Annotated in this window: 17 protein-coding genes; 1 reads left to right on the forward strand and 16 read right to left on the reverse strand. The window is 30.4% G+C overall.

All coding sequences use genetic code 11. The annotated features are described in order from the left end of the window. Window positions 1-4: 4 nt before the first annotated feature. The 13 genes from OEA66_RS13215 to OEA66_RS13275 form a co-directional block, all read right to left on the reverse strand. On the reverse strand, window positions 5-436 hold the full coding sequence (locus OEA66_RS13215) for a hypothetical protein (protein WP_267281815.1): 432 nt from the start codon (window positions 434-436) through the stop codon (window positions 5-7). Between the two features lie 13 nt (window positions 437-449). After that, complete coding sequence (locus tag OEA66_RS13220) at window positions 450-1202, reverse strand: SDR family NAD(P)-dependent oxidoreductase (protein ID WP_267281816.1); 753 nt, start codon at window positions 1200-1202, stop codon at window positions 450-452. An 82-nt stretch (window positions 1203-1284) separates the two neighbouring features. Then, complete coding sequence (locus OEA66_RS13225; protein WP_267281817.1) at window positions 1285-1656, reverse strand: YraN family protein; 372 nt, start codon at window positions 1654-1656, stop codon at window positions 1285-1287. Further along, the gene (locus tag OEA66_RS13230) at window positions 1657-2151 is read right to left on the reverse strand and encodes a hypothetical protein (RefSeq protein WP_267281818.1); all 495 of its coding nucleotides are present in this window, start codon (window positions 2149-2151) and stop codon (window positions 1657-1659) included. 11 nt (window positions 2152-2162) lie between these two features. Beyond that, window positions 2163-2513 (reverse strand): DoxX family protein, encoded by a 351-nt coding sequence (locus tag OEA66_RS13235; RefSeq protein WP_267281819.1) that lies wholly within the window; start codon window positions 2511-2513, stop codon window positions 2163-2165. A 1-nt stretch (window position 2514) separates the two neighbouring features. Continuing rightward, window positions 2515-3441 (reverse strand): S66 peptidase family protein, encoded by a 927-nt coding sequence (locus OEA66_RS13240; RefSeq protein WP_267281820.1) that lies wholly within the window; start codon window positions 3439-3441, stop codon window positions 2515-2517. 127 nt (window positions 3442-3568) lie between these two features. Next, window positions 3569-4255, reverse strand: a complete 687-nt coding sequence (locus tag OEA66_RS13245) for a LysE family translocator (RefSeq protein WP_267281821.1) — start codon at window positions 4253-4255, stop codon at window positions 3569-3571. 249 nt (window positions 4256-4504) lie between these two features. Further along, complete coding sequence (locus tag OEA66_RS13250; RefSeq protein WP_267281822.1) at window positions 4505-5029, reverse strand: hypothetical protein; 525 nt, start codon at window positions 5027-5029, stop codon at window positions 4505-4507. Continuing rightward, a complete protein-coding gene (gene rnr / locus OEA66_RS13255) occupies window positions 5029-7179 on the reverse strand; it encodes a ribonuclease R (RefSeq protein ID WP_267281823.1) in 2151 nt (716 codons plus the stop codon). Before rnr ends, OEA66_RS13250 begins: the two co-directional genes overlap by 1 nt. Before the next feature lie 2 nt (window positions 7180-7181). Then, complete coding sequence (locus OEA66_RS20535) at window positions 7182-8054, reverse strand: thrombospondin type 3 repeat-containing protein (protein WP_375379301.1); 873 nt, start codon at window positions 8052-8054, stop codon at window positions 7182-7184. Between the two features lie 255 nt (window positions 8055-8309). Continuing rightward, a complete protein-coding gene (locus tag OEA66_RS13265; protein ID WP_267281824.1) occupies window positions 8310-9125 on the reverse strand; it encodes a hypothetical protein in 816 nt (271 codons plus the stop codon). Between the two features lie 226 nt (window positions 9126-9351). After that, the gene (rpiB, locus tag OEA66_RS13270) at window positions 9352-9786 is read right to left on the reverse strand and encodes a ribose 5-phosphate isomerase B (RefSeq protein WP_076448878.1); all 435 of its coding nucleotides are present in this window, start codon (window positions 9784-9786) and stop codon (window positions 9352-9354) included. 19 nt (window positions 9787-9805) lie between these two features. Continuing rightward, window positions 9806-11386, reverse strand: a complete 1581-nt coding sequence (locus OEA66_RS13275) for a DUF4139 domain-containing protein (protein WP_267281825.1) — start codon at window positions 11384-11386, stop codon at window positions 9806-9808. 620 nt (window positions 11387-12006) lie between these two features. Between OEA66_RS13275 and OEA66_RS13280 the strand changes: the two genes are divergently transcribed. Next, window positions 12007-13197, forward strand: coding sequence for a phosphoglycerate kinase (locus tag OEA66_RS13280; RefSeq protein ID WP_267281826.1), 1191 nt, complete (start codon window positions 12007-12009; stop codon window positions 13195-13197). 628 nt (window positions 13198-13825) lie between these two features. On the opposite strand, the gene OEA66_RS13285 is transcribed toward OEA66_RS13280, so the two are convergent. The 3 genes from OEA66_RS13285 to ybeY all read right to left on the reverse strand — a co-directional run bounded on the left by OEA66_RS13285 (window position 13826) and on the right by ybeY (window position 17246). Then, the gene (locus OEA66_RS13285) at window positions 13826-14647 is read right to left on the reverse strand and encodes a class I SAM-dependent methyltransferase (protein WP_267281827.1); all 822 of its coding nucleotides are present in this window, start codon (window positions 14645-14647) and stop codon (window positions 13826-13828) included. 113 nt (window positions 14648-14760) lie between these two features. Next, window positions 14761-16623, reverse strand: coding sequence for a tRNA uridine-5-carboxymethylaminomethyl(34) synthesis enzyme MnmG (gene mnmG / locus OEA66_RS13290; protein ID WP_267281828.1), 1863 nt, complete (start codon window positions 16621-16623; stop codon window positions 14761-14763). A gap of 215 nt (window positions 16624-16838) precedes the next feature. After that, window positions 16839-17246, reverse strand: a complete 408-nt coding sequence (gene ybeY, locus OEA66_RS13295; protein ID WP_267281829.1) for an rRNA maturation RNase YbeY — start codon at window positions 17244-17246, stop codon at window positions 16839-16841. Window positions 17247-17248 lie beyond the last annotated feature (2 nt).

Here is a 17248-nt window from a genome sequence, read left to right on the forward strand (position 1 = left end):
AAATTTATGGCTTTATTTCTACACTTTGTCGGCTCCACAATTTCCATTCGGATTTGTTTTTAATCCAAATTTCAAGAAGTGACAAAGTCATTTCAAAATCTTGATTTTTATACAAACCTGAAACTTTTATTTTTCTTCTAATGCTGAATGATTTTTTAAACTTTTTAATTTCGGAAACTTCAGTCTGTTTGATTTCTGTGTAAACAACTTTTTTAGAAGAAAAATCATTTTTAAAATTATCTAGATTCTGAATCCAGCCATTTGAATGACCAAAAGAAACGTCCTTTGCAAACAATTCTAAAATTTTAGAATCATTATTCTGCATTAAAGAATCCAACTTTCTGGTTTGAGAAAACAACTGTTTTTCCTGTTTTGAATAATTCTGAGAATAACCAAAAACACAACAAAAAAGGAATAGAATAGGGAAGAACCTCATTTTCAAATTTAGATTAAGGCTTTCTATAAATCGTTCTCGGTTCACTTTGGGCACTTGGATAAATCGTCATATCTGAAACCGTCACATGTTGTGGAGCATTAATACAATAAGCAATCGCATCGGCAATATCTTCAGCCTTCAAAGCTTCATAACCCGCATAAACTGTTGCTGCTCTTTCATGATCTCCTTTAAATCTGATTAAAGAAAAATCTGTTTCCACCGCTCCTGGTTGAATATTGGTAACTCGAATTCCAAATTCTGTCAATTCAATTCTCATTCCTTCAGAGATTACATCAACTGCCTTTTTTGTTGCACAATACACAACTCCATTTGCGTAAGTTTGTCTTGCCGCAACCGAACTGATGTTGATAATTTGCCCGGAATTTCTTTCTTTCATCATCGGAATTAAAGTTTTAGAAACATATAAAAGACCTTTTACATTTCCATCGATCATAGAATCCCAATCATTTGTACTTCCTGCTGAAAGAGGCTCTAAACCGTGTGCATTTCCGGCATTGTTGATGAGAACATCTACGTTTTTCCATTCTTTTGGAAGTGAAGAAATAGCATTTTCAACTTCTTCTAAATTTCGTACATCAAATTTTAAACTAAATATCTCGGTTAAAGTTGATAATTTTGCTTTTACAGCTTCCAAAACTTCAGTTCTTCTTCCACAGATGATGATTCTGTTTCCCTGTTTTGCTAAAAGTTCTGCTGTTGATTTTCCTATTCCAGAAGTTGCTCCGGTGATGAGTATTGTTTTCATAATTTTATTGTTTGCCATTAGCGTTTAGCTTCAGGCTTTCTATTTAATTAAAAGCAAATCGCTATTTGCCAAAAGCAAGAAGCTAATTTGCATCGAATGCTTCAAAAGCATTTGGGATATGTTCAATTTCTAATTTTCCTTTTTTGTCGGGAAGAACGGATATAATATCAAACCTTACTTCCTGATTTTTATTAAACTCTTCCATAAAATGATTGGCGGCCAAAACAATTGCTTTTATCTTACCTCTTGTGACTGCTTCTTGAGGAAGAATAAAAAAATCAGTTGAGCGAGCTTTAACTTCCACCACAATAATCTGATTATCTTTTTCAGCAATAATATCGACTTCATTTTTCTTGAAACGAAAATTTCTCACAAGAATTTTATATTCATTTTTAAGTAAATATTCTGCCGCAAGATTTTCTGCTTTCTTGCCAAGTTCGTTGTGCTCTGCCATTTACTTTTTATTAAATCTAATCGCTTTTCCTTCAGAAGCAATTTCAAATTCCTTATCAATCCAGAGTTGTAATTCATTATGAAACTCCAAAAAGCACTCTTTTCCTTCGCTTAATAGGATTTGAGAAAAATCATATGGAATACGAACCCTTTCATCTATATCTCGAATTTTTATTTTATAATATTCACTTTTTGAATGCTCAGATGTAGCATATTCAATCTTATCAGACTTAATTATTTGTGGTTTGATAATTTCTAATTTTGAAACTAATAATTCTTTCAGTTTTTCTTTAAGATATAGAGGTAATTTATCTTTGATTTTTGTAAATCTCCTGTGTTGTTTTAATTCATAATCATTATTGGGAAAATATCCTAAATCAAATGACCAGAAATATTTAAGCGAATAATCGAAAGATTCTGAAATCTGCAAATCTTTAATTATAAAATCTCCATAAAAACCCGGACTATAATGATATGTAAGAATTACTTTATTCATTTAAAATCGACTTATTTTCTAAATTGATACGCCCACCAAATTAAAACAATTTGTAAAGGAAGTCTTAAAACTGTCACCCAAAAATATTTGTGGTGAATCTGATAAAACTTTTTTGCCATCTCAATGTTTGCCGGAAAAACAGCAATAAATAAAGCTATGCAAAGATAAGCTCCCAATTTTTGAGTTTCCAGGAATAGGAGGAGAGTGCCACACAAAATTTCTACAATTCCGCTTATGTAAACCATTTGCAAATGCAAAGGAATGTAATCGGGCATTATTTTCATGAAAAACTGAGGTTTCACAAAATGAAAAATTCCCGCTAAAATCAGTAAAAATGCAAGTAAAAATTTTGAATAAAACATATTATTTAAAATTTACTGAAACTGTCTTATCTATTTTTAATGAGATATCACCACCAATAATTAACGGTTGATTATCTTTAATGTGACCATTCGGAAAACCAAAAACTGTAGGAAATTTATATTTTGAAATTCTATCTGAAATCAGTTTATAAGCAAATTCATCGAAGCTTTCTTCGTATTGTTTATTCTCTTTTTCATCGCCCATATTGGTCATTCCACCGATAATTAATCCGGAAATCTTCTTGAAAACTCCGGCAAGTTCCAAACTCATAATCATTCGATCCAGAGCATAGAAGTTTTCACCTATATCTTCAATGAATAAAATTTTATCTTTAAAATCAAAGGAATATTTCGTTCCCAGAAGAGCATAAACCAAGGCTAAATTTCCTCCAATCAATTCTCCTTCAATATTTCCTTGCATATTAAATTGATTTGATTTTAAGCTGTATTTTCGCTTTTTACCTTTTAAAATATCAAAAAGTAAATCATAGCTTTCTTCAGTTACCCCAAAACTTGAAGTTTTGATGGTTTGTCCGTGAATGGAAGCAAAACCTTTTTTCAACAAATAACTTTGAATAACTGTATTGTCAGAATACCCAATATACCATTTCGGATTTTTTGTAAATTCTTTTAAGTTTAAACCTTCAATTAAATGTTGACAACCATAACCACCTCTTGAAGCCCAGATTGCAGAAATTTCGGGATCATTTAAAGCCCAATTCATATCTTTCAATCTTTGTACTTCGGTTCCTGCGTAATTGTAGCCGTTTGAAAATTTGGTATAAAGATTTTCACCTAAAACAGGTTCATACCCTTTAGATTTAATCATTTCAATACCTTTTTCCAACTGAGTCGGCTCTACAGAACCTGCTGGAGAAATAATGGCTATTTTGTCGCCTTTTTCAAGTGGTTTCGGAAATATTTTCATTAATCAATTGTTGTTTTTATTTGTATTTGTATTTAATTTTAACGCAAAGCTCACAAAGATGCTTTTACCATTATTCTGCATATTTTTCGTTCACAAAGGCGTTCTATTCAGCAAAGGCCAAATAATTTTATTTGTTTTTCTTATATTTTAATTCTTTTTTTTCGGCTTCTTCAAGACGTTTATCAAATTGATTAAACATTTTGAAACTTTGAAGGAATATGAAGAAACTGAAAATAATCAAAACAACTCCAACACCTTTTCTGATATTGTTTGCCAGTTTTTGTGTTAATCTGTCGTGAAACTGTTTAGCCAAGAAAATTTTAGCAAAATCTATCAAAAGATAAGTTGTAATAACGATTGCTAAATAAAGAATAAGCGTTTCTGTATCTGGATATTGATTTCTCACCCCAATTACTGTTACTAACCAAAAAAGAATTACTCCGACATTCAAAAGGTTTAATAAAAAACCATTGAGAAATGTTTTAAAGTAATTCTGACTGATAATTTTCTCTTCTCCAGGCATGTGCATTTTGGTTTTTGTAACCATCATTATAATTCCGTAGGTGAGAATAAGAATCGAAGTAATTCTGTAAAATCCTGGATGTTTATCAATTAAATCAACAATATCTGCACTTGCATAATAAGCTGCAATAATGCACAACAAATCTGCCGTAATAACACCAAAGTCTAATGCTAAAGCATGTTTTGGACCTCTTGTAAAACTTGTTTCTATTAAAAGAAAAAAAATAGGCCCAATAAAAACAAGACTCAGCATAAAGCCTAAACCTATGGCAGAAAATATGAGTTCAAACATTAAAAATTTGTTTCAAACCCAAATTTAAAGATTATATTTTTATTGGAGTTTTAAATTAAGAATTTATTAGGTTTATGCATTGAATTTATTTCTAAATTTCTCGCTGATTTTGCAGATTACACAGATTTCTATGATTAAAAATTTGTGTAATTAGCTTAATCTGCTTGAAATTAAACACTTTTAAAAAAACAGGATTTTAAAAATAAAAAAGACCGCAAAATTGCAGTCTTTCAATTATTGTATTAATTTCTAAAAATTCAAATAATTATCAGGGCAATTTTCATTATAAACAAATTTAAAATCTTTTCTAACTTTTAATCCAAAAATACCTCTTTCAAAAGTATAAATAACTTGATTGTTACCCCACATTTTTTTGTAATCAATAAAAAAACTTCTTGTCATATAAGAATATTTATAGGCATCTCCACTTAAATAAATATAAGTGGTTTTGCCTTTTTGATGACTATTTCTTCCACCAACTTCAGAAATCATGTTCTTAAAACAATATGTTTCTTGTTGGGGATTCATTCCTGTGAAATAGTTTATTACAAAAAAACAATTAACTATAAGTGGGAAAACTACTACAAAAAAATACTTTTTGTCTTGATTTTTAATCTTAATAATGCTTCTGTTGATTAATTTATTGATAATAATACTAAGCAAGCTGATAATCAAAACAAACCAATAAAAATTGATAACAGTTTTACATACTATAGTTGCTAATAAAACAATATTTAAAATACTAAAAACTACATGTTTATCAGCTTTACTCATTACTCAACAATCTTAAAATCAAGTTGTTTAGCAATTAAATTCGCTTTTATTACTTTTATTTGAAGTTCGTCACCCAATTGGTATCTGTTTCCGGTTCGGGAACCATAAACAGCATGAGTCGTTTTATCGTAAGTGTAAGAATCATCCATCAAATCTCTCAATTTAATTAAACCTTCAGCACCATTTTCAGGAATCTGAACCCAGAAACCAAATTCCGCAACTCCGGAAATTACACCTGTGAACGTTTCTCCCAAATGTTTTTCCATGAATTTTACCTGCATGAATTTGATAGAATCTCTTTCTGCATCAGCTGCCAAACGTTCTCTTGCGCTACAATGTTTAGATTTTTCTTCCAACTCATTTCTGTCGGGAGATTTTCCTCCATCTAAATAATGCTGCAATAATCTGTGAGCAAGCAAATCTGGATAACGACGAATAGGAGAGGTGAAATGCGAATAATAATCGAATCCTAAACCGTAATGACCAATCGGATCGGTAGAGTAAACCGCTTTGCTCATGCTTCGCATTGCCAACGTTTCTATCATATTTTCTTCGCCTTTTCCTTTTACGTCTTTCAACAAAGTATTTAAAGATTCTGCTACTTTTTTGGTGTTTGCCAAATCTATTTTATATCCGAAAGTGGAAACAAAATCTCTTAAAGCTTCCAATTTTGCAGGATCCGGATCGTCGTGAATTCTGTAAATAAAGGTATTTCCGTTTGGACTTCCTTTTTTAAGCGAAACAAATTCCGATACTTTTTTATTAGCCAATAGCATAAATTCTTCAATCAGATGATTCGAATCTTTGCTGATTTTAAAGTAAACCCCAATCGGCTGGTTATTTTCATCTAAATTGAATCGAACTTCGCTTCTGTCAAACGTAATTGCACCGTTTCTGATACGTTCACCACGCATAATTTTGGCTAATCCGTCCAAAACATTAATTTCTTCTTGTAAATCACCATCTTTGGTCTCAATTCTTTCCTGAGCTTCTTCATACGTGAATCTTCTGTCGGAATGAATGACCGTTCTACCAAACCATTCTTTTTGAATTTCGGCTTTCTCATTTAATTCAAAAACTGCTGAGAAAGTATATTTATCTTCATTGGGACGAAGAGAACAGACATCGTTACTTAAAACCTCTGGAAGCATCGGTACAACCCGGTCTACAAGGTAAACTGAAGTCGCTCTTTCGTACGCTTCATCATCCAAAATAGTTCCCGGAACTACATAATGAGAAACGTCTGCAATGTGAACTCCGACTTCCCAATTTCCGTTTTCAAGTTTTCTCATCGACAAAGCATCATCGAAATCTTTGGCATCTTTCGGGTCAATGGTGAACGTTAACACATCACGCATATCCCAACGTTTTGCGGCTTCTTCATCGGTAATTCTACGGTCGATTTTATCGGCATCTCTTTCCACTTCCTCAGGAAATTCATATGGTAAACCGTATTCTGCAAGAATAGAATGAATTTCGGTTTCATGATCTCCCGGATTTCCAAGAACCTGTAGAATTTCTCCTTCAGGGTTTTTGTCACCAGCTTTCCATTCTGTCATTTTTACAACAACTTTATTACCGTTTTCAGCTCCGTTTATTTTTCCTTTTGGAATAAAAATATCTGTGTTGATTGTTTTTTTATCACAAACTACAAAACCAAATTCTTTATGAGGAACTAATTGGAAAGTTCCTACAAATTCTGACCTTTTTCTTTCCAGAACTTCCAAAACTGAGCCTTCCAATTTCTTACCTTTAAAATTGTAAGTAACAATCAAAACTTTATCGCCCTGTAAAGCATCTTTTACGTTTTTTGAGTGAACGAAAACATCATCTTTTAGATTTTCTACAGTAACGTAAGCATTTCCGCTTTGGTTGAAATCAATAGTTCCCGTCAAAGTGCCTTCAATATTAAGATTAATACTGAATTTGCCTTTTTCAGTTTCTTTAATTCTCTGGTTTGCCAGCAATTTGTGCAAAGCTTGAATCACCATTTCCCTTTGTCGAGGATTTTTGTGATCAATTCCGTCTGAGATTTGTTTGTAATTGTATAATTTGGTTTGATTTTGATTCATAAATTTCATAATCAATCTTCCGATTTCCATTAATTTATGATCGTTTTTCTGACTTATATATTTTTTCTTTTTTGCCATTTTTAATTTAATTGTATAAAGGTATTTCCTTTAGCTTGTAATCGGAAATATTTCTGTTCTAAATTCGAATTTTCATTAATCTTAATAAAAATTTCATCATTTTCTTCAAAGAAGATGTAGATATTAAATTTTCTATAGGGATTAATTTCTTTATTATTTAATTCTTTAAAGTTATTTTTTGCGTTGTAAAAGGTCTGTCCGTTACTTTTTTTGAAATAAATCTTTTTAAATGATTGTACTTTTTTATTTATATCTTCATTCTCACTATATGGAAAAACGATCTTTGAAGGAAATTTATTTACAAATTTTTTGAAGTTACTTTCATTCCAAAACAATTCTGAAGCCAAGTTTACTCTTAGATTTGTTGGAGAGTAATCTGTTCTATCCTGTCCACAACCTGCCATTTGTGAAAAACTTGCGATTTCTAAGGTAATCATTCTTGATTCAAATCCTTTTAAATCAATTTTACTAAAAATAAAATCTGCAAGCTTATCGTAATTAATATTCTTTGTTTTTTCTAAAAATTTTTTCTTTACTTCATCCAATTCTTCCTGCGAATACCTGTGAGAGTGATAAACTTTTTTAGGACAACCGTCTTCTGCGGGTATTCCCGGAATTGTAGGACATGCATCATCCTTATCTAAAATTCCATCTCCATCTGTATCCGGCCAAGGACAGCCATCATTTTCTGCAGATCCTGCTTCTTTCGGACAATGATCTAAATAAAATAAAACACCATCTCCATCTTCATCAGAAAGGCAAATCTTTTTGTTAAATTCCTTCTTACATTTTTTAAAAGCTTCCTTGTCAATAATTTCCTGTGCACTAGTACAGAAAATTATAAACAGTAAAAAAAAAGTGTAATAGATTTTCATTTCGATTATTGTTTGGATGTTGTTTTATACAAAAAATTCAAATCTTTACTGTAAAATTCGTCAATATTTTGCTTTGATTCTTTGTCAAATTAATTTATCTCATACTTTCCATCACTATCTTTCATACCATATTTTTCATTTCTTTCAATAATAAATTTACTTTTTATTGATTGATGCTGTCTCTAAAAGAATTGTCAACTTGTCTAATGCTCAGCAAAAACATTAAAATAAGAATTAAGGAAAGATATTTTTTCATCATGCTAAAGTTAATTTTTCTTCTTTTAAAAATTTCCAGTTTCCATCTTTGTATTGATATAAAATATTCAATCTATTAAGCTCTTTTTCTTCATTTCCAACAATAATTTTAACTCTATAAATAATAGAATTTTCTTCTGAAACAGGAAATAAACTCATATCCAATTGAAGATAATCTTCAGACATCATTTTATATTTTAGAAGATGAATTTCTAAATTTTCAGTAGATTTTTGGTAAGCTGAATAATAAAATTCTTTTTTCTCATTATTTAAATTCCAATAAATTCCTTTTAATAAAGGTTTGATATTGTGCTTTTTAAGATAATTATTTTCATCACGCATATTTTGCTCAAAAGAAGAAAATGGCGATCCAACCAAAGGAATAATTAGTTTATTATCAAAGAATTTTTGAATCTTCAGATAATTATTTTTCTTCCAGACTTTCTCAAAAACTTCATCATGAATATGCTTTTCGTAATGTTTGCAATTATAATAAGAATTGTTTCCACAACTAGAAATAATCGTTGTATAATTAGGATTAAAAACTAATATTTTCCGCTCATCAGACTTTAATTTCTGCAATTCTTTTAACTTTAAAATTTCATCAAAAAGTGTTTCAAAATTTAATTTCCTAAGTTCTTTGGATTGCTTTTCATAAATAGTTTTTTCTTGATCATAAATTTTCTGACAAACTATTTTTTCTCGTCCTAAGACTACTACGACATCCTCAATTTTATCATTCCTCATAGAATCATTTTCCTGCGCTTGAATGCACAAAAAACTTAATAATGATAAAAAAGAAAATGCAAATTTCATTTAAAGTTTAATTCTTTAATAAAAAAACATCAATTCCATCTAAAGTTTTTTACAATGGAAGTTTCAGTTAAATTTAAAACAAAAAAGTGGAGAAGGAGATAAACTTTCTGATGGAACTTTGAAAGTTTTATGGAATCAACAGTTTGGTAATTACCGTTGGATAGTGCAAATATATAAAATAAAAAATAAATAAGGCTTGTAATTTGATTTACAAGCCTTTATCAATTTAGCAAAATGCAATTTTATCAACTCTGGTTTGGTGTCTTCCACCTTCAAAATCTGTAGAAAGAAACTTATTTGCAATTTCAATCGCTACTTCTTTCGCAATAAATCTTGCTGGAATCGAAATCATATTCGCATCATTATGCTGTCTCGCCAATTCTGCAATCTCCGGCATCCAACACAATGCACATCTTATTTTCTGATGTTTGTTTGCTGTTATTTGTACACCATTTCCGCTTCCGCAGATTAAGATTCCCAATTCATTTTCTCCATTTTCCACTGAAGTTGCTGCTGGATGTACAAAATCAGGATAATCAACAGAATCTGTAGAAAAAGTTCCGAAATCCTGAACTTCAAAATTTTCTTCAAGATGTTTTTTCAAGATTTCTTTATACTCAAAACCGGCGTGGTCTCCTGCAATAGCAATTTTTCTTTTCATTTTTACTTTAAAATTTATTTTACTTGATATCTACCGTGATTAAATCTTTTGGCAAAGTTACATTAAATCCGAATTTAATCTTCTTAGTTTCATTAGGTTTTATCTCAAAATTCCAAATCATAAAACCTGAACTTTTATCGTAATTAGCCTTATCAGGATTTATTGCTTCAATTTTAATGTTTTCAGCAGTCGAAACCGGAATCTGATCTTTCATTTCCAAAATAATAGCTGTTTCTTTATTATTCTTAATTGTAATTTCATAAAAATAACTTTCGAATTTTTCTTTTTCACCTAAATCTTTAGTTTCTTTTTTCACCAGTTCTCTTTTGGTTAAAATATTGGGATCACTTCCGAGACTGATTAACATCTCACTTGTAAGCTGATTCGTATCAATATTTACAGTGCCAATTAATAAATCATCCATAAAAATATCAGCATTTCCGGGTAGAAAATTGTATTTTGAATAATCTTTTATTGAAGCTAAAAGGAAAGTCTTGTTTTCTAATTTCGGAGTAGAGAAGTATTTATAAGTAGTGGTAACTTCAAAATCATTAAGATCTTCCGTAACTTCAACGTCAGAAGGCAATATAGCATTCTTATCTAAAGAAATTTCTGTTTTCATCGTTTTCTGAGAAATTTTTGAATCTCCCATCACAACTACTTCCTGAATATTTTTTTCTTCAGGATTATATTCACTTTTTGGTCTCTGAAATGCCTGATTAGAAACATATTGATCCCGTTCGGTTCTCAAAAACCAACGGTCTAATTCATAAGGTTTGTCTTCAGCACTGAAGCTTCCGTTAATAAGTTTAATTGGAATATTTTTAAGTTCCAAACCTGTATTTTGTTGAATTTTAGCTTTATAAGAAATTTTTAAAGGTGATTTTATCCCATTTGATTTAATAATATAATATGGTCGCCAATTGGCTTCCTGAATATATTGATTAACCTCAAAATTCACGGTTTGTTTTTTATCACTAGTAATTTGAAGAACGATAATGTTATTATTTTTAGTTTCATCATTTCTTGTTAAAAAATATCTTTTATTTTCCAATGCTGAGATTTTTGCCTGATTCGCAGCAATTTTTGCTTGTAAAGTTTGCTCTTCAATATATAAATTCTTTAAAGTTACTTTATTGAACTCAATCATTTTTATAATTTCAGTTGACGAAGGATTCCCCAATGCCTGATTTTTCTGAATAATTCCAATAGAATTTCTGGTTAATAACAACTCTTGATCGAAATCTTTGTTGATTTTTCTAAACACTTCAATACTGTCATTCAACAGTTCTGTTTTTTTATTCTTTCCTAATTTATCAGCATAAAGAGTGGGATTATTGTTATAAGACTCATATCTAATAATAGTGATTTTTTTGTCTGGTTTAAAAGAAGAAATATCAATTCCACGGCTTCTTCCAAATTCATTGACAATAATAAAATTTTTCCCTGGAACAACATCTGCAGAGAACGATTGTTTTAGCATTCCACCGTTTGAATAGATTTTTGCTTCTTTAATTTTGGAACTCGTTGTAGTATAGTTCTCCTGTCCGAAACAGTTAGAAATAAAAAATAAAAAAGCCAATACGTTGATTTTCACCATATTTAAAATTTTAAGATTTTTGTTTTCCGCAAATTTTAATAATTGTTAATTAAACTCTAACAAAATGTTAAAAGCATTGTGAATAAGTGTGGAAAACTTTGTTAAAAATAATCTTTTTTTTAATCAGAAAATTTATTAATGAAAGTAGCTTCCAAATTTTAAGACATAAATTTTCAAAAACTTTCATTACACAATTCTTGAGTTTTTCCATAAATCAGTTATTCATAATCACAATCGTGGAAAAGTTATCAATATTTGTTAGTAAGTGCCCGAAAAATCAGATTCTCAGCATTTTATTTTGTGAATTAAATATGAATTACAGATAAATTGAATGTTATGAAGTTTAAACATTAAAGTTATCCCCTAAACTCACAATACTCAACAACAGTATTCACTCTTTCCTTTTAAAAAAAAAGAAGATATTGTTGATTGATGAGTGTTGCTTTGTTTGGAAAATTTTGAAAACTTTTGAAAGATTCGATTTTTTGCGAGACTTTAAAATCTTACATTTGTGAAACAAAAATCAAAAAGAATTTAAGAAATCGACCTGCCTCTCCAGTTTCTGTGAACTGTATACGTAAGTTGATTTTCTAAGACTGTAGAAATTAATAAAAGTACATATGAAAACAATCAATGATTTCAATTTTAAGGATAAAAAAGCTCTTGTAAGAGTTGATTTTAATGTTCCGCAAGACGACCAGCTGAAAGTTACAGACAACACAAGAATTGTTGCTGTAAAACCTACAGTTGATAAAATTCTTAAAGATGGAGGTTCTGTAATTTTAATGGCTCACTTAGGAAGACCAAAAGGAGAGGTTAAAGATGAATTTTCTTTAAAACATATTGTAGAAGAGGTCTCCAGCGTACTTGGAAATGAAGTAAAATTTGTGGATGAGTGTGTTGGCGAGAAAGCAGAGCAAGCTGCTTCTGAATTAAAGGCCGGAGAAATCCTTTTATTGGAAAATTTACGTTTTCATAGCGAAGAAGAGAAAGGTGATGAGGCTTTTGCTGAAAAACTTTCTAGATTAGGTGATGCTTATGTAAATGATGCTTTCGGTACTGCTCACAGAGCACATGCTTCTACAGCTATAATTGCTAAATTTTTCGAATCAACTAAATTTTTCGGTTTACTGATGGCTAAAGAACTTCAGGCAATTGATAAAGTTTTAAAAAGTGGTGAAAAGCCTATCACAGCGATACTTGGAGGCTCTAAAGTTTCAACTAAGATTACCATTATAGAAAATATTTTGCCTGCAATCGACAATTTAATCATTGGTGGAGGAATGGCATTTACTTTCATTAAAGCTTTAGGTGGAAAAATAGGAAATTCACTGGTTGAAGAAGATAAATTACCTCTTGCTCTTGAGATTTTAGGAAAAGCAAAAGAACATAATGTAAAAGTTTATCTTCCTTCAGATACTATTATCGCTGAAAGCTTTAATAATGATGCTGAAAGAAAAGAAGTGAGTATCTATGAAATTCCTGAAGGTTGGATGGGATTGGATGCTGGTGTAAAATCCAGAGATCAATTTAATGATGTTCTTTTAAATTCAAGAACTATTCTTTGGAACGGACCAATCGGAGTTTTTGAAATGTCAAATTTCTCAGCTGGAACTATTGCTTTAGGTGACAGTATTGCTGAAGCAACAAAATTGGGAGCTTTCTCATTAGTTGGAGGAGGAGACAGTGTAGCTTTTGTTAAGCAATTCGGTTATGGTGAAAAAGTAAGTTATGTATCTACCGGAGGTGGCGCAATGCTTGAAAGTTTGGAAGGCTTAGAACTTCCCGGAGTTGCTGCAATTAATAATTAATAATTATTTATTTTTTTATAAATTTTAAGTCTGTTGGAATTCCGACAGACTTTTTTATTTTTCTTTTAAATCAATTAAATTTTTCTTTTTTAAGAAAATATTAAAAAATTGACTTTCATAAATATATTTAAAATCCATAAATAGATTTTTCTATAGTATTTATATCTAAATTTAAAATAAATATTAAAATGGATGGTTTTTGTAAGAATTTACTTTTTAAGAATCAAAATTTACAATTTTTTTCTATTTTTTCTCTTGTTCTAAAACCAAACAGTGAATTTTTTTTTTAAAACTTTAAAATTTAGTTTCTATAAAAATTTCTAGTTTATACATTTTCAATTTAAAGAATGATAAAAATTTTAGCCTTTAAATTTTTACAAAAGTCTATGAATTTTCAGATTTGCTTATTTAATGATCTCAATAAAATTTAATCTCATTGGATTCTAAAATATTTTATATGAAATAGTAATAGGGTAGGATGGAAGTAAAATTTTCAAATTCTTAACAATGAAATATATTATTGAATAGTTTTGAAAAATAAAAACTCAGGATAAATTCCTGAGTTTTTTGAATTTTATTCTGAAAATGCTAAAAATCGACTTTAATAAATAGGTTAAAAATCGACTTTCTACTTTTTTTCGATAATGTATATCAAACTTGAAAATTCATTAGAAAAAAGAGCTTTTATGTTAGAAATCGTTCCATAGATGGTTGCTTTTAGCCAAAAAAGAGAAGATTTCTTGTACTTTTCGCTCAGCATGGAGATGTAATAAGAATCTAAAACAAGAGGTTTAATTTTTCTTATTTTCCAATTTGGTTTTTTAGAAATTAAATTTTCCATCCCATTTTTAGAAAAATGATAGATGTGTCTTGGTACATCATAAGCTGCCCAATATTCTTTATAATGTTTTGCATCGTAAGAAGTAGGGTTGGGAACAGCTATAATTAGTAATCCTTTTTCTTTTAATTTCTTATTGAAAATTTCAAGCATTTCATCTTGATTTTCCACGTGCTCGAATACATGCCAAAGGGTAATCGCATCCAAACTGTGATCTTCAATTATATTGATATTATCTATAACTGTTGCTTTTGAAATCTTATTTTGCGCTGCTTTTCTTGCATCTGAATTAGGTTCAAATCCGAAAACCTCAAAGTCATTTTCTATATATTTTACAAATTCTCCTGCACCGCAACCATAGTCTAAAACTTTTGAACCCTTATTAATTCGGTCTAAAAGTATTGTTTTTTTGTACTGTAAATTAAAAGACTGAAGAAATTTATACAGTTTTTCTTTTAAACTTCCTGAATCTTGATGATGAGAAATATAGTCTTCACTTTCATAATATTTTGAAATATTAGATGGAATAGGGGAGGTTTTAAAAACGCCTTTTGTATCTGTTTCTTTTATTTCAAATATTTCCTGTGAAAGAAAATGATCTTTAATTTTCATTTGAATTATTCTTTTAAATAATAAAATTAAGATATTTAGAGGCTTTAATAAGCTCAGAAATACCTTAATTTATGCTTTTATCTTATCTATGTTTCACGTGAAACATTCTGTATTTAACGTTCTAAATAGACCAGTAAAACGTTTATATCAGCAGGAGAAACACCACTTATTCTTCCAGCTTGAGCAACTGTTTTTGGTCTTACATTGTTCATTTTTTGCTTGGCTTCTGAAGATAGGCTAGAGATTTTTAGATAATCAAAATCCTCAGGAATTTTTACATTTTCAAGACGGTTAAGCTTTGCAACATTCTCTTTTTCTTTCTCGATATAACCTTTATATTTTATATTTACTTCAGCCTGTTCACGAACTTCATCGTTGAATTGAGAAGTGAATTCTTTAATTATATCAATTTCGTCAAGCTTTTCTAATGTAATATTTGGTCTTGTAAGGAATTGTGAAGCTCTGTAAGCTTGATCTACAGGATTACTTTCCATACTTTCTAAGATAGGATTAATGATTCCAGGCTTTAAAGAAGTTTCTCGTAAAAATGTCTCAAGTTCCTGACTTTTAGCTATTTTTTCTTCAACTCTTCTCAATCTTTCTTCTTTTGCTAAGCCTAATTCAAAAGCTTTTTCAGTTAATCTGATATCAGCATTATCCTGTCTTAAAAGCAATCTGTATTCAGCTCTAGAAGTGAACATTCTATAAGGTTCTTCTGTACCTTTTGTAATTAAATCATCTACTAAGACACCGATGTATGCTTCATCTCTATTTAAGATAAATTCATCCTTTTCATGTACTTTATTGTGAGCATTAATACCTGCAATTAAGCCTTGTCCTGCCGCTTCTTCGTAACCTGTTGTCCCATTTATTTGTCCTGCAAAATATAAATTATCAACTAATTTTGTTTCTAAAGTATGCTTTAATTGGGTAGGAGGGAAGTAGTCGTATTCAATAGCATAGCCAGGTCTGAATACTTTTACGTTTTCAAATCCAGGGATATGTTTCATAGCTTTGATCTGAACATCTTCAGGTAAAGAAGAACTGAATCCGTTTACATATATTTCAACAGTTTTCCAACCTTCCGGTTCTACGAATAATTGGTGTCTGTTTCTCTCTGCAAATCGGTTGATTTTATCTTCAATAGATGGACAATATCTTGGTCCTAAACTTTGAATAGTCCCATTAAACATTGGGCTTCTATCAAATCCTTCACGTAAAATATCGTGTACAGTTTCGTTGGTATAAACGATATGACAACTTAATTGTTTAGTTAATTTAGGGCTGTCTAAATAACTGAATTTTTGAGGATTTTCATCACCTTTCTGTTCTTCCATTTTGGAATAATCAAGGCTTCTTCCATCAACTCTAGGTGGAGTACCTGTCTTCATTCTTCCGGATTCAAACCCGAAAGAAACCAATTGTTCAGTGATTCCAAAAGCTCTTGGTTCGCCCATTCTTCCGCCACCTAATTGTTTGTCTCCGACATGGATTAATCCGTTCAAGAATGTTCCATTTGTAAGAACAACAGATTTGGATCTGATTTCAATTCCTAAAGAAGTTATTACACCAACAGCTTTATTATTCTCAATAATTAAGCTCTTAACCATATCTTGGAAAAAGTCTAGATTTGGGGTGTTTTCTAATGCATAACGCCATTCTTCTGCGAAGAGCATTCTGTCATTTTGTGTTCTTGGTGACCACATTGCAGGACCTTTGGAAAGGTTTAGCATCTTGAATTGTATCGCAGATTTATCTGCAATAATCCCTGAATAACCTCCCATCGCATCAATTTCTCGTACGATTTGTCCTTTTGCGATTCCTCCCATCGCAGGGTTGCAACTCATCTGTCCGATGGTTTGCATGTTCATTGTAACAAGCAACGTCTTTGAACCTAAATTCGCTGCTGCAGCTGCTGCTTCACATCCTGCGTGACCGGCACCAACTACGATTACATCATATATTTCTGAAATCATATTTTATTGCTTATTTTAAGCCTTAAATTTTAATCTTTTATATAAATGTTTCACGTGAAACATTCTTTCAAATTACAAGCTAAATAGGCTTGTATGTAGGGTTTTTAGCCCCGATTGTAGCATTTGTTTGAGCTCATTTTCTTTGATAAAAGAAAATAGCGAGTGCGGAAAGCGGGAGTAAGCTTCATGAAAGTTAAAAGATTTAATCCTTAATTTTAGTTAAACTTTGCTAAATAAAAATCTTCCTTGCTTCGCATTAATTGTTCTTCTTCTTCCGTTTTATCTTTATATCCGGAAAGATGAAGAACGCCATGAGCCAAAACTCTTCTCAGTTCTTCTTCATAATCTTTCGATAGGGTAGAAGCGTTATCTGAAATCCGCTGCAAAGATACGAAAATCTCACCGCTTATAGTTTTGCCTTTTACATAGTCGAAAGTGATGATGTCTGTGTAGTAATCATGCTGAAGATAATCTTGATTTACTTTCAATAAATAGTCGTCATTACAGAAAATATAATTGATTTCACCTAGTTTTTTTCCTTCTGAAAGAATAATTTCTTCCAGCCATTTTGTGTAATCTGTATTTACAGATTCGGATAAGTTTTCGTAAAAGAATTGTATCATGA

Origin of the sequence: Chryseobacterium luquanense, from assembly GCF_026460945.1 — a bacterium.
GTDB lineage: Bacteria > Bacteroidota > Bacteroidia > Flavobacteriales > Weeksellaceae > Chryseobacterium > Chryseobacterium luquanense.